20 protein-coding genes are annotated in these 24,418 nt (G+C 38.7%); 13 read left to right on the forward strand and 7 right to left on the reverse strand.

The window, feature by feature from the left end; all coding sequences use genetic code 11:
• Window position 1: 1 nt before the first annotated feature.
• The gene (locus JP39_RS01485) at window positions 2-1,075 is read right to left on the reverse strand and encodes an acyltransferase (RefSeq protein ID WP_041499832.1); all 1,074 of its coding nucleotides are present in this window, start codon (window positions 1,073-1,075) and stop codon (window positions 2-4) included.
• 480 nt (window positions 1,076-1,555) lie between these two features.
• Here JP39_RS01485 and JP39_RS01490 point away from each other — a divergent pair, with 480 nt between their 5' ends.
• The gene (locus JP39_RS01490; protein WP_041499833.1) at window positions 1,556-2,221 is read left to right on the forward strand and encodes a CPBP family glutamic-type intramembrane protease; all 666 of its coding nucleotides are present in this window, start codon (window positions 1,556-1,558) and stop codon (window positions 2,219-2,221) included.
• Between the two features lie 158 nt (window positions 2,222-2,379).
• Here the strand turns inward: JP39_RS01490 and helD are convergent, their stop codons facing one another.
• Entirely contained in the window at window positions 2,380-4,653 is a 2,274-nt protein-coding gene (gene helD, locus JP39_RS01495) for an RNA polymerase recycling motor HelD (protein WP_041499835.1), read from the reverse strand.
• A 332-nt stretch (window positions 4,654-4,985) separates the two neighbouring features.
• Here helD and trpS point away from each other — a divergent pair, with 332 nt between their 5' ends.
• The 4 genes from trpS (at window position 4,986) to JP39_RS01520 (ending at window position 9,368) form a co-directional block, all read left to right on the forward strand.
• On the forward strand, window positions 4,986-6,002 hold the full coding sequence (gene trpS, locus JP39_RS01500; RefSeq protein ID WP_041499836.1) for a tryptophan--tRNA ligase: 1,017 nt from the start codon (window positions 4,986-4,988) through the stop codon (window positions 6,000-6,002).
• A gap of 668 nt (window positions 6,003-6,670) precedes the next feature.
• Entirely contained in the window at window positions 6,671-7,108 is a 438-nt protein-coding gene (locus JP39_RS01510) for a MarR family winged helix-turn-helix transcriptional regulator (RefSeq protein WP_041499839.1), read from the forward strand.
• A gap of 26 nt (window positions 7,109-7,134) precedes the next feature.
• Complete coding sequence (locus JP39_RS01515; protein WP_041499840.1) at window positions 7,135-8,637, forward strand: MDR family MFS transporter; 1,503 nt, start codon at window positions 7,135-7,137, stop codon at window positions 8,635-8,637.
• Window positions 8,637-9,368 (forward strand): DUF4811 domain-containing protein, encoded by a 732-nt coding sequence (locus JP39_RS01520; RefSeq protein ID WP_041499842.1) that lies wholly within the window; start codon window positions 8,637-8,639, stop codon window positions 9,366-9,368. The genes JP39_RS01515 and JP39_RS01520 overlap by 1 nt, the downstream gene beginning before the upstream one ends.
• Window positions 9,369-9,917: 549 nt before the next feature.
• On the opposite strand, the gene JP39_RS01525 is transcribed toward JP39_RS01520, so the two are convergent.
• The 4 genes from JP39_RS01525 to JP39_RS01540 form a co-directional block, all read right to left on the reverse strand.
• On the reverse strand, window positions 9,918-10,634 hold the full coding sequence (locus JP39_RS01525) for an ABC transporter permease (protein ID WP_041499843.1): 717 nt from the start codon (window positions 10,632-10,634) through the stop codon (window positions 9,918-9,920).
• 2 nt (window positions 10,635-10,636) lie between these two features.
• The gene (locus tag JP39_RS01530; protein WP_041499845.1) at window positions 10,637-11,371 is read right to left on the reverse strand and encodes a hypothetical protein; all 735 of its coding nucleotides are present in this window, start codon (window positions 11,369-11,371) and stop codon (window positions 10,637-10,639) included.
• Between the two features lie 2 nt (window positions 11,372-11,373).
• A complete protein-coding gene (locus JP39_RS01535; RefSeq protein ID WP_307722466.1) occupies window positions 11,374-12,147 on the reverse strand; it encodes an ABC transporter ATP-binding protein in 774 nt (257 codons plus the stop codon).
• A gap of 165 nt (window positions 12,148-12,312) precedes the next feature.
• Window positions 12,313-14,106: an SLAP domain-containing protein gene (locus JP39_RS01540; protein WP_137619783.1), complete on the reverse strand. Its 1,794-nt coding sequence runs from the start codon at window positions 14,104-14,106 to the stop codon at window positions 12,313-12,315.
• A 49-nt stretch (window positions 14,107-14,155) separates the two neighbouring features.
• On the opposite strand from JP39_RS01540, the gene JP39_RS12710 reads away from it, so the two are divergent.
• The 4 genes from JP39_RS12710 to JP39_RS01560 all read left to right on the forward strand — a co-directional run bounded on the left by JP39_RS12710 (window position 14,156) and on the right by JP39_RS01560 (window position 18,222).
• Window positions 14,156-15,190 carry a hypothetical protein gene (locus tag JP39_RS12710; RefSeq protein ID WP_174795711.1) on the forward strand — a complete coding sequence of 345 codons (1,035 nt, stop codon included), beginning with the start codon at window positions 14,156-14,158 and terminating at the stop codon, window positions 15,188-15,190.
• A gap of 266 nt (window positions 15,191-15,456) precedes the next feature.
• Complete coding sequence (locus JP39_RS01550; RefSeq protein ID WP_041499851.1) at window positions 15,457-16,101, forward strand: ABC transporter ATP-binding protein; 645 nt, start codon at window positions 15,457-15,459, stop codon at window positions 16,099-16,101.
• A complete protein-coding gene (locus tag JP39_RS01555; protein ID WP_041499852.1) occupies window positions 16,094-16,858 on the forward strand; it encodes an ABC transporter permease in 765 nt (254 codons plus the stop codon). The genes JP39_RS01550 and JP39_RS01555 overlap by 8 nt, the downstream gene beginning before the upstream one ends.
• A gap of 440 nt (window positions 16,859-17,298) precedes the next feature.
• Window positions 17,299-18,222, forward strand: a complete 924-nt coding sequence (locus tag JP39_RS01560) for a Ppx/GppA phosphatase family protein (protein WP_041499853.1) — start codon at window positions 17,299-17,301, stop codon at window positions 18,220-18,222.
• Here the strand turns inward: JP39_RS01560 and JP39_RS01565 are convergent, their stop codons facing one another.
• Entirely contained in the window at window positions 18,223-18,729 is a 507-nt protein-coding gene (locus tag JP39_RS01565; RefSeq protein ID WP_041499854.1) for a YbhB/YbcL family Raf kinase inhibitor-like protein, read from the reverse strand.
• 30 nt (window positions 18,730-18,759) lie between these two features.
• Between JP39_RS01565 and JP39_RS01570 the strand changes: the two genes are divergently transcribed.
• From JP39_RS01570 to JP39_RS01585, 4 genes are all read left to right on the forward strand, one after another.
• Window positions 18,760-19,716 carry a hypothetical protein gene (locus JP39_RS01570; protein ID WP_041499855.1) on the forward strand — a complete coding sequence of 319 codons (957 nt, stop codon included), beginning with the start codon at window positions 18,760-18,762 and terminating at the stop codon, window positions 19,714-19,716.
• Between the two features lie 561 nt (window positions 19,717-20,277).
• Window positions 20,278-20,979 (forward strand): NAD-dependent protein deacylase, encoded by a 702-nt coding sequence (locus JP39_RS01575; protein ID WP_041499868.1) that lies wholly within the window; start codon window positions 20,278-20,280, stop codon window positions 20,977-20,979.
• Between the two features lie 659 nt (window positions 20,980-21,638).
• Entirely contained in the window at window positions 21,639-23,657 is a 2,019-nt protein-coding gene (gene metG, locus JP39_RS01580; protein WP_041499856.1) for a methionine--tRNA ligase, read from the forward strand.
• Window positions 23,657-24,418, forward strand: coding sequence for a TatD family hydrolase (locus JP39_RS01585; protein WP_041499857.1), 762 nt, complete (start codon window positions 23,657-23,659; stop codon window positions 24,416-24,418). The genes metG and JP39_RS01585 overlap by 1 nt, the downstream gene beginning before the upstream one ends.

Here is a 24,418-nt window from a genome sequence, read left to right on the forward strand (position 1 = left end):
ATTATTTTTTCTTCTTAGAAGTTCCGTTTAACAAATATCTAACACCGGGAATCAAATTAAAGATCCAGATGATCAAGACTGACAAAATACTGACAACGATGTAACGCATGAATGTGGCTGCTAATCCGTGTACTGCCAAGTGATTAGTAAACCAAGGTTCCACGTATAGAATCAAGAGATTATGAATTAGATAAACTCCGAAGACTAATGGTGATAAGAATTCAAAAGTTTTAATCGTTGTAGGTGATTTAATACGGCTGCCCCATTTTTGCAAAAGAATGAACGCTGCAACTGACATAATAGGGATGAAAATTGAAGTGACATAGTAGCCATTATTAACGTCATAAATTTGAGGAACGGCAGTGGAAACGTAATTTCCAGCAATTCCAGAAATTAAAAAGATTAAAACTAGTACGATGTTGTTAGTATTTTCGACTTTTACCTTGGTTAATAAATATCCAAGAATGAAGTAACCAGTGAAGCCACCAACCAAGAAGAAGTTAGCGACTGGCGAAAGCTCTAAGATAGTTTGAATATCTTTAGGTAGAAGTACTGCTAACGATGGTAAAAGTGAACAGGTGACAAGCCAGATGCCTGTGACATAGACTAACATCTCAGTTGTAGCATTTTGCACGAAAGTTTTAATAACCGGTGACAAAATGTAAATTCCAATTAAGGGATACATGAACCAAAGTGTTGGTGATGTGGGATGATAAAGAATTGTTTTTACAACGCTGAAGACATTGTGAAAAGACAATGAATGGGCGTAAATTCCAACTACAATCGGCGAAATGACCGACCACATGATAAAAGGAACCGTGACCCGCGGGATTCGTTGTTTCCACGTATAACTAAGCGAAGTAGTTTTTTTACTGTTTAATAGTAACGAGCCAGAGATCATGAAGAAAACTGGCACACTGATATGGGCAAAATAATTAAGGATTTTGGTTATCTGCCATTGTCCCGTACCGATATTTTTGATGGTATCGATTGCGGAAACATGAATGAAAATGACCAAAAAAATAGCGATAACACGAATAAAATCGAGGTAAAAAATTCGGTGATTTTTGTTCATTAAAAAGTTCCTCCAAATGCTTCCGCCATCGGATGTAAGTAACAAATGCAGATTTTTTCACTTACATCCGATGGCTAGGGTATTAAATATTGCAATATATATGTTTTCTGGAAACATAAGATGATAAAAGTTTAAGAATTGAATAAATTTTTAAAATTTGTTCAATCTTTAATTCAGCATAACCAAATTATAAACAGTTAAATTAGTCGGAGGAACTGAGGTTAGTCCACTGCAGTGGAAGTGGCGTTAGGACGGCGGTCCTTGCCGTTCTTACACCACCGGGCGTGTTTGGAGACTTGCGGTTTTTGCAAGGCTTCAAACCGAGGGACGAGACCTTGGCTCGGCCCGGTCCGCACAGCAGGGTGACTAACCTCAGTTCCGGAGACGGCACCCTTTAATAATAGTTGAAAACCGACTGAAAATGAAGTATTAGCGTATGATATAATGACAAAGTAAAATTATTGATTGGAAGAAGTTATTATGCGCGTAGGAGAATCCCCAGGAACTGATTTTGTTAGATATTTAATTTGGATTGCATTTTCAATTGGAACATTGATGTTGAAGAATAATGCTGCCAACCAAAAAGGTCTCGATACACCCGTGGTCATTGCATTCTTTGTTGTCGGTTTGGTCACATTATTCTTGATGATTAGAAAATATGTCCGTGAAGAGAAGTCATTTTCAGATACAGCTGATGGATTTGTTTATTCATTAGTTTCAAATATCGGACTGGTCAGTTTAATGATTATCATGGTTTGTTTGTTAAGAATCATGGTGAGTTATTTGCAAGTTACTGGTAAATTGCCTAGCTTTGCTAACGATGATGTTTTGAGTTCTGACCAAAACGTTTTTCTGTTTAATATGATTGCTAACGTCTTTATCGTGGCGGTTCAACAACAGCTAGTTCAGACAGGATTTTTCTTTAATTACTTCTTTAGAAAGACTTCTGCATATAGTGCCGTTATGGGAATTATCCTCAGTGGTGTTGTTGGTGGATTGATCAGTTTACCTGGTTCACTTTTCCAATTCATGATGATGATGGCCTTGGGCTGGTGCTATGCTTTAACATACCTATATACAAAAGATGAAAAAATGGCTATCTTCGTTGCGATGGTCAGTGCCGCTGTTGGTACAATTATTATTTAAAGAGTGCAACAAAACATGTTCAGCTTTCGAGTATTAAGGCAAATAAGAGTAGTAATCCGATTTTGGATTGCTGCTCTTATTTGTTTTAAGTGGAAAAAGTTATGTTTTGTTGCACGTTTCGGTAACAAAAAAAGAGTTCCCAATTGGGAGCTCTTTTTTTATGGTTCTGAAATCAAATTAGCTGGTTCATGACTTAACAATGGTGAGAGTTCCTTATCAACACATAACGTCAAACTATGCATGGCACGCGTACAAATCGTATACAACACATCAGTGCTACGTTCATCTGGATAGTTTGTTGCTGAGACATCATGTCCGATAACGGCGTCAAACTCCAAGCCTTTAGCCAAATAAATTGGTAAGACGAGAATACCCTTAGGAATGGAACGATAATCAGCGTCGATCAAAGTAATAATTGATTCGTCACTGAAATGGGTATAAATCTGTTCAGCTTGAGCTTGATTACGTGTCAAAATCGCCACGGTATCATATTTTTTATTCAATTCACGAGCAGTATCTTTCAAACCTTGATAGTAATCGTCGTTGTCGAAGACTTTGATAACTGGGTCTTCACCTTGACGTGAAAAGGCTTTGACCTCATCGCCATTTGGCAATAATCTTGTTGCAAAGTTAGTAATTTCGGCAGTTGAACGATAGCTCTGGTTGAGTGTGATAGTCGTGATTTTTTTCTTACTAAATAATTCGTTAACTTCAGTTACTAAATCTTTTTTACGATAAGAACTCGTCAAGACATCTTGAGCACGGTCGCCCAATAAGGTCATTTTGGCATTTGGAAAAGCGTGGGAGATGTATTTCAACTGAGCCATCGTATAGTCTTGAACTTCATCAATAAAAATATGTTGAATGGCATGGTTGATGCCGCTGTCAGTAACTAGGTCACGCAGGTAAAGTACAGCAACTGAATCACTGAGGTTAAGATTGTGAGTTTCAATATGGTCATCGATTGATTCAACCATTGTTTGCCAAACGTTGTCAGGAACAAGGTCCTGATCCATTTCATTCAATAGGAAAGAGTATTCCTTATAAGGATTGAAGAAGTAGTTGTTGACCAAGGCGTTATAAATTGGAGCGTAACGTTCACGCAAGAATTCTTCAGCGATGATGTCACGTTGGTCGGCTGATTCTTCAATATTGTGGTCGGTGATAATTTGTTGAAAATCTTCGTCAGACAAGTTATCAATTTCAGCTTGAACCCAATCTTTATTGCGGTCGTTGTGAATTCGTTTTTGAAGTCGTTTGATCAAGACATTTTTCGTCTTTAAGAAACGGTCAGGAATGTGATAAGCATGGTTGACGCGGTCGTAAATTTCTGAGATTTCATCTTTAGTAAAGAAAGGTTTTCCATCAAAAATCACATCTTCAAAGTGGAGAATGTGTTCGGGATGGGATTCTTCGAGTTCTGACAATTGATCGAGGAATTCGCCGCTTTCTTTTAATAGACGAATTTTGATAGTCGTCTCTGGTAAATTACGTTCATCTTTTTCATAACGTTCGAAAAGTGTTTCCACATGCACACCAGTTAGTCGTAAAGAAATGAATTCATTCAATGTAACTTGACGCATATTTCTTTCACCCAAACTTGGCAAAACTTCGGAAATATAGTTACTGAAGAGTTTATTAGGTGAGAAGAGGACGATATTGTCCGCATTCATCGTTGAACGGCTGTGGTAGAGCAAGTAAGCAACCCGTTGAAGAATGGCAGATGTTTTACCAGAACCGGCCACACCTTGAACTAGTAAGACGTCGGAGTGAGTGTCACGGATGATGGTATTTTGTTCACGCTGAATGGTCGAAACAATATTTCTCAGATATTCATCGCTGTATTCACTCAGAACTGATTGGAGGATTTCATCGCCAACTGTTTCATTGGTATCAAACATCGTTCGAATATGATTGTGGACAATTTGAAATTGACGTTTCTTCTTCAAGTCGACTGTTGTGGGACCGTTTGGAGTTTGGTAATGGACGTCGCCTAAGACACCGTTATAATAAATTCCAGAAATTGGAGCCCGCCAGTCATAAATTAGAAAGTTTCCATCATCATCTTGAAGTGTTGACGTTCCGATATAGAGTGTATCTTCTTCGCCATCTTCAACGATATCGATTCTTCCAAAGTATGGTGAACCTTGAAGGTTCTCGAGTTTTAATTTGTTATTATTTAAAATATTTTCATTTTCGACAGCCAATTCAACCAATTGTTTCTGTTGTTGAACGGAAGCGTTAGTTTCCATTTGGTCATCGATTTCAGTTGTATTAACTTTTGTATTTTCACCGTAATTACGTTCAATTCGGTGAGTTTCTTGATGAGCTTGAGCGATACTTTCGTCGACACGTTCAATTTTTTTGTCAATCTTTTCGGCGACTGCATTGACACGTTCTTGTTCTTCTTTTTTAGATTGATTGATCGTCATTAAAATACCTCTCGTTGACAATTTGTCGATTTTTAATTATGCTAATAGCAATTAGAGTACATTAAAGCATAGACATTTTTAAGTACTAATTCAAGTAAGTTGGCCCAGAGAATAACTTCCTGTCTGAAAAAGTTATCAACCTTGTTTTAGGAAATGGTATGGGTAGTCACCTTATAGCTTTGAGCGGTAGAGTAAAATCTACAAAACAGGTGGCACCACGCTAAAGCGTCCTATTATATTTTCACATATAATAGGGCGCTTTTTTTATGGCAAGGGAGCTATTATACCACCTTAAAAACATCTTTGCATTTAATGAATCCAGGAGGAAAAACATGAAAACAAATACAATTTTAACTGGGGATCGTCCCACAGGTAAGTTACATATTGGACATTATTTAGGCTCATTGAAGAACCGTGTTAAGCTTCAAAATGAAGGTAAATACAAGATGTTTATCATGATTGCTGATATGCAAGCTTTGACAGATAACGCACGTGACCCTGAAAAAGTTCGTAACAGTCTAATTCAAGTTGCACTCGACTATCTTTCAGTTGGAATCGATCCAGCTAAAACTAATATTTTAGTTCAATCACAAATTCCCGCTTTGAATGAATTGACAATGTACTACCTTGACCTTGTAAGTGTTTCACGTTTGGAAAGAAACCCAACTGTTAAGACTGAAATTAAGCAAAAGAGTTTCGGTCAAAGTATTCCTGCTGGATTCTTAACATATCCCGTCAGCCAAACAGCTGATATCACAGCATTCAAGGCTGATACAGTTCCAGTCGGAGATGACCAAGAACCAATGATGGAACAAGCTCGTGAAATCGTTCGTACATTCAATAACACTTATAACGTTGATACATTAGTGGAACCAGAAGGATACTTCCCACCAAAGGGCCAAGGTAGACTTCCTGGTATCGATGGCAATGCGAAGATGAGTAAGTCACTAGGCAACTGTATCTACCTATCAGATCCTGCAGACGTTGTCACAAAGAAAGTTATGTCAATGTATACTGACCCAGATCACGTTCACGTTGAAGATCCCGGTAAAATTGAAGGCAACACAGTCTTCACATACTTAGATGCCTTTGGTACAGATACAGAAAAGATTGCTGAATTAAAGGAACAATATCAAGCTGGCGGTCTAGGGGATGTTAAAGTTAAACGTTATCTAAACGACGTATTGCAAGAAATTCTTGAACCAATCCGTAACAGACGTGCTGAATATGAAAAAGATATTCCTGGCGTTTACGACATTCTTAAAAAAGGCAGCGATAACGCTAATATCGTAGCTAACCAAACATTGTCAGAAGTTAGAAAAGCAATTGGTGTTAACTATTTCGATTAATTGTTTAGGGAGCCGCCGGAGGTGGTGAAAAAATTCTACCTGCGGTGGGGACCAGCGCGAGCCAAGGTCTCGCCCCTCGCTTTTGAGCCGAAGACCGGTCTCAAAAGACGTCCCGTGGTAAAAGGTCTAACGACCTTCCACCACAATCACTGCGGGTAGATTTTTTCACCACCTCCGGCTAGTGTATTTGATACTACGGTTTGTATTTTTAATGGATTTTATAATAATAGAAGAATAATTAATAGTTCGATATGTATAACTTTAGTTATATTATACCGGGCTATTTTTTTTGAATTTTTTTGAATTATGCAAAGCATTGAAGAAAAGAATTGAACAATATCCAGGATAACTAACGGAGGTTGCCAGTGATTTTTGTCAGCTATGAAGGTGTTGTTAGAGCTTTAGCTCTTACAACACAGGACGTTTTTGAGACGTGGTTTTCGGCTCAAAAACGAGGGTCGAGACCGCACTTTGGCTCGAGCCGGTCCCATAGCAGACAAAAAATCACTGGCAACCGGAGTGGCAAGCCCAAACAGCTTTCTGAAAATAAATATCAAATTTTATGAAAATAAATTAATCATAACTCTTGATATTGTCAAGAGTCGGGTGTAAGATGTCATTTGTTCTTAAAAAAGAAAAAGTTTTTTTAAATAAAATGAGGTGAATTTATGGATGATTATAATTTAATTGGTTTTGTGATGAAATATACGTCAATCAAACGACGAATCGCATCTGGTTATTTGAAGGATAAGGGATTAAATGCTTTTGAAAGTATCCTCCTATCAATCGTTTATAAAAACAAATCTTGCACTCAGGATAAGATTGTTGAAATCACTGTATCCGATGGTGCGATTGTTGCCCGTTCATTGAAAAAACTTGAGAATTATGGATATGTTTTGCGCAAACCTGATCCCGATAATGGTCGACGAAAAATCGTTACTATTACCGAGAAGGGTGAAGAGCTTTATGACAAAGTTCGGCGTGATTTTCATGCAAGCAATGAAGTGATGTTTAAGGGTATTACTTCAGAGGAACAAGCACAACTGGAGCGTATATTAGAAAAGGTTTATAAGAATTTAGACAGCATCGAGATACCTTCTAAATAATTTTTTGGAGAAGAGGATTTACAATTATGCCTAGTAATAAAGCAATTGTGGATGCACACGGCAAGCCATTTAACCGTAACTTATTGGTTTTGGTATTACTTGTTGGTACATTCTGTACAGTTTTAAACGGTACAATTTTGACAACCGCATTCCCAACATTGATGAAAGAATTCAGTGTTACAACTTCAGATGTTCAGTGGTTAACAACTGGATTTTTGATGGTTAACGGTATTATGATTCCAGTTACTGCTTGGTTGAGCAATAACTTCAGTACAAAGATTTTATATATTATCGCTATGTCGACTTTCTTGGTCGGTACAATTATGTGTTTCACAGCTCCAACTTTCGGAGTTATTCTTGCAGGTCGTTTGATTCAAGCGGTTGGTGTTGGTATCACAATGCCACTTATGCAAGTTGTTATGTTATCAATTTTCCCGGCTAACCAACGTGGTGCTGCCATGGGACTTGGTGGTTTGGTTATTGGACTTGCTCCTGCTATCGGACCTACACTTTCAGGATTCATCATCGATAACTGGTCATGGAGAGATCTTTTCGGAATGATCATTCCTATCGTTATCCTAGTTTTGATTCTAGCTTTCATTTTTATGAGACCCGTTATTCAGACTCGTCGTTCAAAGCTAGATATTCTTTCATTGATTGAATCAACCGTTGGTTTTGGTGCCATTCTTTATGGATTCTCATCAGTTGGTGATGACGGTTGGGGTTCAATGACTGTTTTAGGTTCAATCGCAGTCGGTATTATTTTCATTCTATTATTTGGTTACCGCCAATTACACATGAAGACACCATTCTTGGAATTACGTGTTTTCACAGAAAAGAAATTCGCCATTGCTGCCGCTTTGTCATCTGTTACTAACATGGCAATGATTGGTGTTGAAATGGTTCTACCACTATACCTACAAATCGTTAAAGGCATGTCAGCTTTCCATTCAGGTTTAACATTGCTACCTGGTGCTTTGATGATTGGTATCATGAGTCCAATTACTGGTAATGCATTTGATAAATTTGGACCTAAAGACTTGGCACGTATGGGTATGTTCTTATTGACTGCCGGTACAATTCCATTCTTATTCTTGACAAAATCAACACCAGTTCTTGATATCGTAGTACTTTATATGGTTCGTATGTTTGGTATTTCCATGGTCATGATGCCTGTTACAACTGACGGTATGAACGCTTTGCCATTCAGTTTGATGAGTCATGGTACAGCCGTAAATAACACTGTTCGTCAGGTATTCAGTTCAATGGGTACAGCTATTTTGGTCAGTGTCTTGACTAATGTTACAAACAATTTGAAGCCAGGTAAGGCAATCCTTACACAAGCACCACTTCAATATAAGAATGACTTTTTCAACGCCACTTTGAGTGGTTATCACGCTGCCTTTGCCGTAGCCATTCTATTCTGTGTCGCCGGTTATTTGATCAGTTTGTTAGTTACAAACAGCTCTAAATCAAAGACTATCGATACTGATACATTAAAGAAAACAAGATTGGCGGGTGAAGAATAATGGTTCTTATTTCTATACTGGTTTTTGCGATTTTAGCTTATTACTTCGCTGTTTTCTTGAACAATAAGAAAGTCGGTTACACATTATCATTCACCTTCATCGCTTTCTTTATACTAGGATTGGTACTATTAGTTTCCAACGAATACGGTCACTTTGGTATGCAAAAAGTGGTCAGTGAAAAGACTTATCAGATTCAATCAGTTCAAAAAGGTTCAAACCTTCTGTTGAAGAAAGAATTGGGTACTAAGGGTAAAGAAGATGTTTACATTTACCGCACACCTGAGACTTCTAATAAGAAGAAACCTACAACAACTAAAGTTGATGTTAATGTTACAAACAAAGTTAAGACTGGAAACTATTCAGCTGCAACTTTGGAAAGAAAGACAACACGTTGGGAATATAAGAACGGATTTTATTCATTCTTGTTCGGAATTTCTGACAACAACAAAGAATTCGTTAAGCAGACAAATACTTTTAAAGTTGGCAATGATTGGTTAGTTCTAACAACTACACAAGCAAGTCAATTACAAAAGAAAATGAAGAGCAAAGCTTTCCAAGCACAAATGAAGCAAGAAGGCGCAACTTACGTTAAAGAAGCTGTTATGAAGGCCATGAAGGCTAATCCTAAGATGACAGCGGATGAACAAAAGCAAGTTACCCAACAAGCTGAAAAGGCATTTAAGGCTGAAGCTCAAGCAAAACTTATTCAAGAGATTAAAGCTCAAAAATAGTTAAATAAGGTTCAGAATTCCCAAGATATGGGAGTTCTGAACCTTATTTTTGTATTATGGAATGACGCCGGAGACTGACAATAATATAGTCCGATATGGGGACCGGTCCGAGCCAGAGTGCGGTCTCGTACCTCGCTTTGAATCCTTGCAAGCCCGGCAAGTATCCAAAGTCGCCCCGTGGTGTAATGGCTAAAGCCATAACGCCACCTCCACAGCGTACTATATTATTGCCAGTCTCCGGCTAGTGTTTTAGTTGATTTTAATTTAACTAATCTTTGGTATTAAGCGTATTGAATTTTGATATTAATATTTTGGATGATTATTTGGTATTTATGTTTGAAAAATTAATTTAGTCAAGCAATCCGTTAGCCGTAGTTTTTCAGTAATATAGACAGCTGTGAGAGTGGCGTTAGAAAGGCGATTTTCCTTTCTTACACCACTGACGTATTTTGAGATTTGCGGTTTATGCAAAGCTCAAAATCGAGGCACGAGACCTTGGCTCGCGCCGGTCACATAGCAGGCTATATTACTGAAAACCGGAGGCGGCCCTTAAAAAATCTGCTCTGGTGCCTTCAATATTTTCTTGATCTGAACTCGATAACAAATAACTCCACATATTAACCAAATCATATCAACAATCAAATCCCAGTAGATTAATCCATGACCGGTGACAACATAGCGGATAGTCTGTGAAAAGGGAAAGAAATAACTGACTATTCGTAGCCACTGTGGATATTTTTCAACTAAAACCAATGTCCCAGCAACGATGGTTGTCAAAGCGCCAATCAGGTTCATGTAAAAGTAAGGATTGTTCATCTTCCAAGCGGCGATGGCAGCCAAAAAGCCAACAATGATACCTGAAATGATGATGAGCGGAGCCATTGCAATTGATCTAAATAGTAGGTTAATTGGAGCCTGTAAAAGTCCTAAGATGATTAAGTTAGTAATTATTAAAACCAGTCCAGCTAGAGCAGATGTGAGGACTTTATCACCCCAATATCTGACTGAGAATGGACGATTAACTACCAGCTCGCGGTCGATTTTTAAAGTTCGGTCCATGACAAAAAGCTGGGAAATACTGGACATTGCTAAGGAACCACCGGATAAAGTTGTTGTGGCGATTGCGACTGACCAATTAAAAGTATTTGTATACTGAGCATTAATTAGGACTAGTAGGCACAGATTAATCATCGGAATCAAGATGAAATACACGAAACGTGTCTTCCAGTTTTGCAAATATGATAATGACGAAAATTGAACTTTCATAATTACATCAACCCCACATTCCCAGTTCGTTTTGCGATAAGTATTACACGATTGGCAACGAACCAAGTCACAACAATCCACAAAAGACAGCTAGTTAAGAAAGCTAAGAAATTAAAATTTGCGGACTGATTTAGCAGGGCATGAACCGGTGCCGAGATAGGAACCAACCACTGAAATGGAGCTAAGATTGGCTTTAAAATTGGTGCGGTCGAAAATAGTCCAGATACTAGTAATAGAGGAATCGTCACTAGCTCTTCATAAACGATAGCATTGGTTGTTAGTAGGAAAAAGGCAGCGATTAGAAAGTCCATCAATGATGCCGAGATCCATAGAGCTAGGACTAAAAAGACAATTGACCATGATAAATTGGCATGATTGACGCCGAGAATAATTGCTAGAAGATATGAGATTGGAAAAGCCAATAATCCAAAACTGGAAGCAGGCAATAGTAATGCCATTAGAGAAACGCGACTGTCAATTCTGGTATTGGTTATGTATGGTAAAGTTCCTTGAAAACGTTGGAAGCCAATGCATCCCGCAGAAGTTGTTGCTGATGACCATAATCCAAACACGCCACTTCGTAACCATAGACTAGGATCGTTGAGATTATGCGTTGAGTACGCCATTACAAATTGCAGCAAGAAGATTGAAACAGTACTGGAGATTGTCAGCCAAATAAAATATTGGTTAGTTGCGTAAATTTTTAAATGAAACCAAAAAAGTCTGATAAATCTCATAATTAAGGCCTCCGCAATTTTGGCGCAATGGCCAAATATGATTCTTCCAAAGTTGCAGGTCGGTCGATGTGATGAACGTCAGATTGCTTGATTAAGTCGGCAACTGTACCAGAAGAAAAGATTTTTCCAGCACCAATTAATAAAACTTGGTCGGCCAAGGATTCGATTTCACTCATGGTGTGGCTAGTTAATAAGATTGCGACACCTTTTGATGCCAATTGCTTGATGATCCGATGGATTTCAGCTGAAATTTCAACGTCTAATCCAGATGTAGGTTCATCTAATAGTAAAAGCGGTGGATTGCCTAATAATGCCCGAGCAATGTGTAATCTTTGTTTCATACCACGAGAGAAGAATTGAACTTTTTTATTGGCAACATTTGTTAATTCGACTAGGTCTAATACACGGGCAACTTCAGCACGTTGTTCTTTGCGTGGAACTCGGGCTAAATCTGAAAAAAACATCAAATTGTCAGCCGCACTAGCACGACCGTAAAATCCTAGTTCGCCACCAAGGACAATCCCAACTTTTGAATCGAATTTATCTTGGTAACGATTGATGCCGTTGATGATAACTTGACCGCTAGTAGGGATTAAGTAGCCACCGACCATTGAGACCGTGGTAGTTTTGCCGGCACCATTTGGTCCCAGTAGAGAAACAATTTCACCAGCGTGAATATCAAAACTAATACCATCAACAGCTTTAAAGTCGTCCCCGTGCGATGGAAAAGTTTTGCATAAATTTTGAACAGAAAGAACAGATGTGATAATAAACAACCCCTTTAATAAGTAGCTGGGAAAGACCAGCTTGTTGTGTTAAGTATAAGGTTTGAAAGTGATAATTCAACGAAAAAATTAAAATTAGACTAATTTAATTACAAATAATCACATAAAAAGGAACCGATAATCTTGTTTCGATTACCGATTCCTTTGTTGATTAGATTATGCAGGAACATATTCGTTGGTAGCGACACGATACATCTTGACGCCATCGACCATAATACAACCATCGGTTCTCCAAGTACTGCCAGCTGGTAGAGTTAATCTGAGCTTTTTACCTTGAGAATCATAAACAGCAGTTTTAGCACTTAGGTGAACTTTAGCTTTAGCGGGAGCAGGGGTAAAGGCAGTGGCTGAGTCGACTGCCAAGTATTCGTCGCTAGCTAAGCGATAATATGCTTCGCCGCCAATAGCAACTAGTCTGTCATATTTCCATTTAGTGCTTGGATAAAGTTTTTCACTGACAGGTTTGCCTTCGCTGTCCACAAGTTTGAGTGGAACATTGTGAGTGATAAGGACACCTGTTTTAGTTGAAGCAACGGCATCGTAATCGTTAGCTTCGACAAATTCACCGTCAGTTAGGAGATAGAATGGTTTGCCGTTGATAACTGTTGTTCCGTGAACGCCGATTTCAGTTAAATCTGGATCGTTGGTCAAAGTATGGATAACGACTTCTTCACGAGCTGGAGCAGGGTGCTTTGTCTTTGAAACTGGTTTCTTAGCTGGTTTTACGGCAGGTTTTACAGATGGAGTTGTAGATTCAGCAACTGGTTTTGTGTGAGGTTTTGCAACTTTTCTGTATTTCAAAGTAATTGTCTGTGGGTCTTGAGTATAGGCACCCTTTAGTAGTTTAGCTGGACTAGTTAACTTGTAGCCATCAAGTCTACTGTCAGCTGCTAAATCAAAGGCTGAACCAATCTTGGTACCACTAAGAGTCTTAGTTAATGGAACACCCTTCTTTTTCATAATTGGAGCTCCAGTGGAGCTGACATATTTAATAGTTACGGTTGGGTGAGCTTGCCAAATGAGTGGTTGGTTAACTGTTGTGGCCGATTCAAAGTAGGTATTACCGACATTTTCTTGAATCATAGAGCCTTTAGTAAACCCGTTGTGAAAGCCATAGTTACCATAACTCAAGGTTTTTGCGGTAGGGTCAGCGTTAGTTAAAGTAAATTTGTCACCGCCATCGCTTGTTAGGTTACCGTTCTTCAAGTCAGCGCTAGTAGTTGAACCGGAATAAGTGTATTGCGGTGCTAGATCCACGCCACTAGGGTCGAGAAACTTTGGAGCAGTAAAGCTAATTGGTTCACCATCGACAGCGTAAACTGGAGTTTTGTCAGTAATAGTGTTGCTGACGGCATCAATCATGACACTCTTGCCAGTTTCAGTACCTTTCAAAGGTGAAAAATCGCTGATAGAAGAGTTGTCGAATTCAATCATATTGAAACCTTGACCATTGTTGGCAAACTTGTTGATTGTTGGGGCCACTTCATCCAATTCTGCTTGAGTAATACCGTTAGTATCGGTGTTACCTTCCAAATCTAGAGTACCGGCCACGGATAAATCGAGATTGCTGATTTGGCTGACGTCAATTTCTTTGGCAGTTGAATCACTGAAGTTACCAGCTAAGTCCAAACTAGCTAATTTGATGCCTTCCAATGGAGTTAAATCAGGGTTGGCTTTTGGATCAGAAGCTAGGTTAACTTGAACCCCAACTGTTGATTTGGCAGGTAAGAGTGTTAGATATTGCATACCATCGAGACTTTCAATTGGAGTACTGTCTTCATCAGAAATATAAGCACCAGGTACAGGAGATGATGTTGGACCATTTGGATGAGCTAATTCGTAAGAATTCATTGATACGAGCAAATAGCCGCCTGTGTATGATCTAATATCCCCAACGGTTAAGTTAGAAGTATAAGGAACTTTCAAAGCAAACTTTACCGCACTTTCCAAATTAGGATCAGTAAATGTGATAACCGTATCATTAGTTACATCACTAGGGATGGCATATGGAGATGTGGCTGAACCTGTGGTTGCCGTGGTAGTTGTTGTCGTAGCTGGAGGTGTGGTTGCAGTTCCGGTTTTGGCGGGAGTAGTTGTAGTTCCAGTAGGGGTAGTCGTTGATGCAGGCTTTGTTGACGTAGATGAGCTAGTTGTGGATCCGCTAGTAGTTGATGCTGTCGTAGTAGAACTTGTTGTGGCAGGAGTTGAACTAGTTGTTGCTGGTGTCGTGGTTGTAGAAGCAGTAGCTGTTTTTCCAGAGGTTGAGGCAGTTGTGCTAGTAGTAGCTGGTGCTGTAGTTGTAGATGAGCTTGTTGCGCTCGTACCTGTAGAAGTAGGTGTTGTTGCAGTAGAAGAAGTTGTTGTACTTGAACTAGCTGTCGCAGGTGCAGAACTAGTAGAGGTTGGCGTTGTGGCTGTTGTAGTTCCGGTAGCTACGGGTGTTGGACTGGTAGTAGCTGGTTTTGTAGTTGTGGAAGAACTGGTTGTGGTACCAGAAGTTGCAGGTGCAGAACTAGTAGTCGTTGATGCTGTAGTTGTAGGAGAACTTGTTGTTGCACTCATTGTTGTAGAAGTGGAGCTAGTAGCAGGAGTAGTAGATGTTGCCGTACTTGCTGGAGGAGTTTCAGCGGCTGTAGATGTTGGTGCAGTTGTAGTAGAGGAGCTTGTTGTAGTACCTGTAGCCGCAGGAGTAGGACTTGTTGTAGTCGCAGTTGGCTTGGTTGTAGCACTAGTGGCTGTTGTTGTAGTTGAACTAGATGTAGTTGGTGTCACTGTGCTGGTAGAAGATGGCGCCGCTGTTGTTCCTGTACTCATTGTGGTTGTGGTGCTCATAGTTGAGCTAGTTGGTGCTGAAGTTGTAGGCGTGCTTGTCGTCGAAGCGGACGTCGTGTCAGCTTTAGCGGTTTGTAAAGTCGTGGTTCCAAGAATCATGGCAGAAAATAACGAAACACCTAAATATACACATTTTTTATTTAATAACATTTTATTCATCCTTCTTTGTTTTAAATTTGCCCCTATATTAGTTTCGAATTGATCAAAACTGATAATAGAAGCGCTAGACAAAGTGGACGACAAAAAAATATGAGTAAAAAAGCTATTCTAATTGGCTTTATATGAATAGTTTTGTAAGCTAACTAAGTAGGCCGTCAAAATAGCTGAGAGTATTCACCGCTCTTTGGCTCGGGCCGTTCCGCACAGCTTGAGAATATTTCCCAGCTCTGTAGACGGCATACTTAATTACTACCCACTTACAATAACTACAAAAAAATATATCAATGCAATTCAAGAAGAGGTGTGCTTGTGGAAAAAATATTTGAAGTTAAAAACTTGTCATATCAAGTTGGGGAAACCAAAATTTTAAAGGATATTAATTTAGAAATAGAACAAGGAAAATATTTAACGGTTGTCGGTCCTTCCGGAAGTGGGAAGAGTACTTTTATGCGAATTTTGGCATCAATGATCAGTGCCACGACTGGCGAAGTATTGTTTCATGGCAAAGATATTGCCACATTTGAACCAACTGAATATCGTCAAAAGGTTTCATATGCTTTTCAACAGCCAACGCTTTTTGGAAAGACTGTTCGCGATAATCTAGCTTTCCCATTTGAAGTTCGTAAACAAGAATTCGATGAAGCCAAGGTTATTAAATATTTGGAAATGGTCAATCTCAATCAGGATTATATCGATAAGAGTGTTAATGACGTTTCCGGTGGGGAAAAGCAACGGATTGCATTGTTACGGAATTTACTTTTTCAACCAGAGGTGTTGATAACTGACGAGGTTACTGCTGGCTTGGATACTGAGAATAAGGCAATTGTGCATAAAATGTTGAATGAATTTAACGAACGTGGCTTAACAATTTTACGTGTGACTCACGATGAATCAGAAATTGAAGCGTCGACGGATAAAATTACGATTAAAAATGGGGTGTTGCAAAATGTCTAACTTAACAGTTTCCAATTCCACCTTAATGTTAGGATTCAGTTTGGTAGTCGTGGCTTTAATCATTGGCTACGTTGAAAAATTACGGATAGATAAAGATATTATAATCGGCGTTATTCGCGCCATTGTTCAACTTTCAATTGTTGGATATATTTTGAAATTTGTTATCAAAGCGGATGATATTTGGTTAACGTTGGCCTGCTTTGTCATTATCGTCATCAATGCATCATGGAACGCAGGCAAACGAGGCAACGGAATTCCCAAGGCATTTCAATCGTCATTGCTAGCAATTTTTGTGGGAACAACAGTCACATTAGGAACATTAGTTTTGACCGGTTCAATCAAATTTGTCCCTGAGCAAATCGTGCCAGTGACAGGGATGATTGCCAGCAATATAATGGTCGCCATCGGACTTTGTTATCGCAATATGAAGCAGACTTATACAGATAGACATCAACAAGTTTTGGAAAAGTTAGCTTTAGGAGCAGACATTAAATTAGCGTCACTAGATATTTTGCGAGACTCAATCAAGAGCGGCATGCAGCCAACAATCGATTCCATCAAAACATTGGGGTTAGTCAGTTTACCAGGTATGATGTCAGGCTTGATTTTCGCAGGGGTCGATCCAGTCAAAGCTATCAAGTATCAAATTATGGTAACGTTCATGTTATTGGCATCAACAAGTATTGGTTCAATTATTTCCTGTTATTTGGGATATAAGCAATTCTTCAACGATAGAAAACAGTTGCGGGATGAGTAATTGATTATCTACAGAAATGAAAATATTCTCATCTATTCCGAACTAATGTAATTTTTTTAAGATTTATTATGTAATTGTTGGAATTAGTCAATTAACCATAATTAGACATCTGTTGTTAATTGTTATATGAAATTTAGATTATTACTAGATTATGAAATTAACTTAGCCGAGGGTGGACAGATTTTTTACCCGTAGTGGAGGTAATGTAAGGTCGAAAGACCTTACATTACAGGACGTCTTTTGAGACACGGTTTTCGGCTCAAAAGCGAGGCTCGAGACCGTACCTCAGGCTCGTGCCGGTCCTCACATCGGGTAAAAAAATCTGTCCACCCTCGGCGGCACTGTAAAGTTATTTCGCCCATTATTTAGGAATATTAAAATAGACCTACTATGTAGGTCTATTTTTTTATATAATTGATACAATGGGATGTGATGTAGATTTGAAGTTAGCAGTTATAGAAATTGGATCTAACTCCATTAGAACATCAGTGTATAGATCTTCAAAAAAGAATCGTTTTAAGACTTTGGATCGTTGGCGTGAGCCTGTTAGACTAGGAAAATCAATTACTCAGAGTCGACTTTTGACCAATGATCAAATTGAAGAAACAATTGATGTTTTAAAAAAATTTCAAACTCGAATTGAAAGATATCAAGTTGACCGAACGAGTTTAATCGCTACGGCCGCGGTACGAATGGCTAAGAACCAAGACCAATTGATCTTCGCTGTTCTTAAAGAAACTGGCTTACGGCTAGAAATCATCAATGAAAAAGAAGAAGCATATTACGATTACGTTGCCGTTAGAAGTACGATGCGTATCAAGGATGCTTTAATTGTCGACGTTGGTGGCGGTAGCAGTGAAATCAGTTTGGCTAATAAAGGTCGTTTAAAGCACGGCTTGAGTATACCGATTGGTGCTATTTCAATCTCGGATTTATATTTGGCGAGTGATCCAATCAAAGAAAACCAATTACAAGCAGCAAGAAAAGATATCAGTCAACGTTTAGAAAGTCTCAATTGGATGAAAGCCCCAGCAACATTTGTTGGCTTAGGTGGGACATTACGGGCTGTGACAAGCATTTTGAATCGTGAAGGTAAAAATAAAAAGACCTTACACAATTCTGTTATTTCGCGTGACCAAATTGATGAATTATTTGATCAATTGATTCACACCTCTTTGGAAGAAAGAAGTCAGATCAAAGAGTTGAGCGATGGCAGATATGAAGTCATTTTAGGTGGAATTTTGATAATATCGGAAATTATTAAAAAAACCCCCTCTAAGGAAATTCGTTTTTCGAACTTCGGCGTTAGAGAAGGTTATGTGTTTAACTATTTCCACAAAATGAATCTTCAGGATAAACAGTAATTATGCACGACTGGGGATAGTCTTTTGCGCAGTAGCGACAATATGACCATCCATCTTGTGTAGCAATTCATTCATCCAAAAACCATTTTCCAAATCAAGATTGTCATCTAGAGCAAATACCTTGAGTACATAATCATGGGTTTGGTCGGGTGGATAAGGTCCATTGTAACCAGTGGCCACATCTCTAGGACCATCGAGTAATGGGCTGGCAGAACTATTCTTACCTTGAACGATTGGAAGAGTTGCCGTTTGACTGAAATTCTCGGGTAATTCAACTTGAGAACTAGGAATATTTGCGGCTGTCCAATGAATCCATTCAAAACCACAAACAGGGATTGAATCAGGATCAGTGAAAGTTAAGGCAATAGTTTTTGCGTCTGCCGGAATATCTGATAATTTAATTGGGAAACTGATAATAGGTTTCCCATTTTTTATATCGTCAGATGAAGCGTATTTGCCATATTTATCGGGCAACAGGTTATTGGGTAAAGATACTGTTATTTCCATATAAAAATCTCCTTATATTGAGGTATAAAAATGAAACGATTAGAAATTAATGAATTACCTGAACTTATTGTAAAGCAGGTCGAAAGTATTGAACAACAATATAATAAGAAAATAGAAATCTTTGCGAACTACTTACAACAAGATGTTTTAACGCTAGATCAAGCTGACCACAGCATGGCTGGTGATAAAATCAAAGTTACGATTACTAATGAAAAATACTTAGAATTTGTTTTAAGTCATGAATTACATCATATTGAACTAGAACTTTCTGACGAACCAAGCATTTCATCAGCTCTAACAACTGGACAACCAGATCGTGATGGCCGAGTTTTAGCATTCGCTAATTCAATATTTGAAACGCTTGAACATGTGACAGTAGTAAAACGCCAAAAAGAAGACGGTACCTATACTGATGAAATTAAAGCTGAATATTTAAAAGGCATTGAAGCTGCTCTGCATCCAAAGGTTGAGTTAGACCGTGCCAACATGCGCTTTTATCGCACATTGATCATGTTAGATGGAATCATTTTTGGTGAACACAGCCGTGATACTGAGTGGCAACAAGATTTTGCAATGTCATTCAAGTACGCTGATAAATTGGCCAAGATTGCGGAAGATAATGACTTGTCAGTTCCATTCCAATTCCGTCGTGCTTTAGTTAATATGCTAGATGCTTACAACGAAATCATTATTTCCAACGGCTATCAAGGATTGCACTTTCATACATTCTTGAATATCACACCAGTATTGTCAGCACGTCAATTACGTTTGAGCTTAAATCAAGTTTATCAAATCAAGCATTCCGAATATAAGAACCGTGCCACAGGTCGTGATGGTTTTGCTTTGATAGGACTTAACGACGGCCAAAGTGTCACAACTTTGAATTTGGATCCTGAAAAAGTAACTCCTGAATTTTATAAGACATTTTATCAATATACAGTTGAAGAAGTGTTTAAGGAACAGGGCACAAAATATTTGATAAGGTAGGATGCCGCCTCCGGTTGTCAGTAATGCAGTCTGCGGTGAGACCGGTGCGAGCCAAGGTCTCGCACCTCGATTTTGAGCTTCGCAAGGTGCGCGAAGCTCAAAATACGTCCGTGGTGTAAGGCCGGAAAATTACCGACCTAACGCCACAACCACTGCGGTCTTCATCACGCACAATCGAATGCTAGTTTTTGAGATTTGATGATGGGCGTTGGGCAATAACATCTTGCCTGCTTCCAGTTTATTGAATATCTTTTGCGTTCAGGTTCTTCAATAATGAACGTTGGAAGTAAAGTGATTATCAACTAATAACGGTTATATTCAATATTTAAACGAATGAAGAATCCAATACACTAGCCGGAGTGAGCGAGAAATTATACCAGCAGTGCAGGTGGCGTTATGGCTTCAGCCATTACACCACAGGACGACTTTTGAGACGTGATTTTCGGTTCAAAATCGAGGCTCGAGACCATACTGTGGCTCGAACCGGTCCGCACAGCAGGTATAATTTTCTCGCTCACTCCGGCGGCAGATATGTAGGAGGAAGAACCGATGTCCGATAAGATTGAAGAGTTTAAAGAATTGCTAGCGCAAGCTGAGTTTGTAACTTTTCTAACTGGTGCTGGTGTATCTGTACCATCAGGGATTCCTGATTATCGTTCAAAGAATGGATTGTACAAGCGGGAGAAATATGATTTTCCGCCTGAATACATGTTGAGTCATGACAATTTGGTCAAACACCCAGATATTTTTCATGACTTTGTTATTCATAATATGTACTTTCCAGAGGTTCAACCGAATATTATCCATACGAAAATGGCCGAGATCAGCAATCAAAAAGGTGCAATTGTCACGCAGAATGTTGATAAATTGCATACCAAAGCTGGAGCCAAAAATGTCGTGGAATTTCACGGAAATTTATATGATAATATTCACTGCTTAACCTGTGGCAAAGAATTTGATTATAAAGATTATTTAAAAGATTATCGGCACCATGAAGACAACGGAATCATTCGCCCCGGGACAACAGTCTTATACGGCGAGAATATCAATCCAGTAAACTTTCAAAATGCGGCACTAGCAGTTCAAAAAGCTGATTTATTAGTAGTCGTGGGTACAAGCTTCAAAGTTTATCCATTTGCGGGCTTATTGGAATACAGTTCACCGAAAGCTAAATTGGTCGTCATTAATAAAGAAGATTTAAACTTAGATTCATCAATCCTGGCAATCTCAGACGATGCCACGAATGTTTTTTCACAGATATAAAAGTAAATTAGGCAGTTTTCTATTTTTATTTAATGTATGTGATGCTAGTTAAATATGCCGTCTCCAGAGCTGGAAAATATTCTCAAGCTGTGCGGAACGGCCCGAGCCAAAGTGCGGTCTCGAACCTCGGTTTGAAGCCTTGACACAGTTCGTCAAGTCTCCAAACACGTCCGGTGGTATAAGTACGGGAGAGTTCTCCCGTACTTATACCACTACCACGGCACACAAATATTTCCCAGCTCTTCCGACTGGTTAATCAGTAATAATTGAATATAAAATTATTTAAATGTATTTATATTCAAGCAATTAATAGATTATGAGATATTTGTAATAAGCTATCAACTAGCACCAAGAGTTATTTAGTACGTTCAATTAATCTGAATATATAGAAAACAAATTAGTCGGAAGGACTGAGAATATTCATCCGCTGTGGGTGTGGCGTTATGGCTTTAGCCATTACACCACCGGGCGAGTTTGGAGACTTGCCGGTTTGTGGCAAGGCTTCAAACCGAGGTTCGAGACCGCTCTTTGGCTCGGACCGGTCCGCATAGCAGGTGAATGTTCTCAGTCCTGGAGACGTCTTATTTTCAACCATAAAGTAACGAATATAAAAAAATGCTATACTTAATATCAATTTAGTAGCGGTGGAGGTTAATATTTTGACTCAAGAGAAAAAGACTTTTTACATTACAACACCCATTTATTATCCATCAGGAAAATTAACAATTGGGAACTCATATACAACGATTGCAGCGGACACATTGGCTCGTTACAAGCGTAATGAAGGCTACGACGTTTTCTTCTTAACAGGAACTGACGAACATGGTCTCAAAATTGAACAAAAAGCCGAAGAAAAGCACATGCAACCTAAGGAATACGTTGACATGATGGCTAAAGGCATCAAAGAGCTTTGGAAGTCATTGGATATTTCTAATGATAAATTTATCCGTACAACTGACGAATATCACGTTAAAGCTGTCCAAAAGATTATCGAACGTCTAATTAAACAAGGGGATATTTATTTAGGCGAATATGCTGGCTGGTATTCAGTTGACGATGAGGAATATTTCACTGAATCACAAATGGCAGAAGTTTATCATGATGCTGACGGTAATGTTACTGGTGGTAAAGCTCCTTCAGGTCATGAAGTTCAACTTGTTAAGGAACCTTGTTACTTCTTTAAAATGAGTAAGTATGCTGATCGTCTTTTGAAGTATTACGAAGACAATCCAACTTTCATCGAACCAGAAATTCGTAAGAATGAAATGATTAATAACTTTATCAAACCAGGTCTTGAAGACTTGGCAATTTCTCGTACAACTTTCAACTGGGGTGTTAAAATTCCAAGCAATCCTGAACACGTTGTTTATGTTTGGGTCGACGCTTTGTTGAACTATATCACTGCTCTTGGTTATGGCAGCGACGATGAGTCACTATTTAACAGATATTGGCCTGCTAATGTTCAATTTGTTGGTAAAGAAATCGTACGTTTCCATACAATCTATTGGCCAATTATTTTGATGGCTTTGGATATTGATTTGCCTAAGCAAGTCTTTGGTCACGGTTGGTTATTGATGAAAGACGGTAAGATGTCGAAGTCTAAGGGTAATGTCGTTTATCCAGAAATGCTAGTTTCACGTTATGGCCTTGATTCCTTACGTTACTATCTAATGCGCGCAATGCCATTTGGTAGTGATGGTGTCTTCACTCCAGAAGATTATGTTGATAAAATTAACTACGATTTAGCTAATGATTTGGGAAATCTTTTGAACAGAACGATTTCAATGATCAACAAATATGATGACGGTAAGATTATCACTGTCAAAGCCGCAACTGATTTGGATAAAGACCTTGAAAAAGCTTACGTTGACACATTGACTGACTATCGTAATCACATGGACAAGTTTGAATTTCCAGACGCTTTAGCTAGTGTTTGGTCATTCATCAGTCGTGCTAACAAGTATATCGACGAAACAAAGCCATGGGTTCTAGCTAAAGACGATAGTAAGAAAGCTGAATTACAATCAGTTCTTGGTCACTTGGCAGAATCATTACGTTTGATTGCTTTGTTGATCAGTCCAGTTATGACACAAGCTCCAGTTAAGATGTTTGCTCAGTTGGGCTTGGATTATGATACAGACAAGTCACTTGATTTTGGTGAGACAGTGGTTGGTAAAACTGTTACTGCTAAGCCAGAACCAATCTTCCCACGTCTTGATACTGAAGAAGAAGTTAAGTATATCAAGGATAAGATGGCTGAAGAACAAGCTAAAAATGGTAGCGGCAAGTTGAGTAAATCAGCACAAGCCAAAGCTAAAGCTCAAAAAGAGGCCGATGACGAGTTCCCTAAAGAAATTGAATTCGATGACTTTGCCAAAGTTAAGATGGTTGTAACTGAAATTTTGGATGTTAAACCAGTTGAAAACTCAAGCAAGCTATTACAATTTAAACTTGATGATGGAACTGGCGTTGATCGTCAAATTCTTTCAGGAATGCACAAGTTCTACCCAGATTACAAAGAACTTATTGGTAAGAAAGTTCTTGCAGTTGTTAACTTGAAGCCAAGAAAGATGGTTGGCGAATGGAGTAACGGAATGTTGCTTTCAACTGAAATGGGTGACGAAGTTAAACTAGCTATCGTTGACAATTCACACAAAAATGGAGCTATTTTAGGCTAATGAAAATTTTTGATACACATACACATTTAAATGACGAGGCTTTTGCCGGGAAAACTCAACAATACATTGATAATGCTAAAGAGTTGAATGTTGTCGAAATGGCAATCATCGGTTCGAACGAAGAATTCAATATTGAAGCCATTCGTTTAGCTCAAAACTATCAACCTTTACATGCCGTAATTGGTTGGCATCCTGAGTTTGCTAAGGAATATAACGAAGAGCAATTGGTTAATCAAATCAAGTTGCCCGAAGTAGTTGGAATTGGTGAAATTGGACTCGATTATCATTGGGAAGAGGATCCAGACCCTAAGATTCAACAAAAGGTTCTGATCCAACAATTGGATGTGGCACAACAATACAACATGCCCGTTTCAATCCATTGTCGAGATGCTTTTGATGATATGTATCGAATTTTGAAAGATCATGATATGTCAAAATCTGGTATTATCATGCACAGCTTCAATGGAAATCTCGATTGGCTCAATAAGTTCTTGGATTTAGGTTTATGGATTTCATACAGTGGAGTGGTTTCTTTCAAAAATGCTCCCGAGGTTCAAGAATCAGCTAAGAATACGCCATTGGACCGTTTGCTCGTTGAAACTGATGCACCATATTTAACACCAGAACCATATCGTGGTCGTCCAAATCAACCAGCGTACACACGTTACGTTGTTGATGCTATTGCCAAATACAAAGGCATTACACCAAATGAAGTTGCTGAACATACATTTAACAATGCTCACAAAGTGTATAATCTATAA

The organism is Companilactobacillus heilongjiangensis (assembly GCF_000831645.3).
In the GTDB taxonomy this organism is placed as follows: Bacteria; Bacillota; Bacilli; order Lactobacillales; family Lactobacillaceae; genus Companilactobacillus; species Companilactobacillus heilongjiangensis.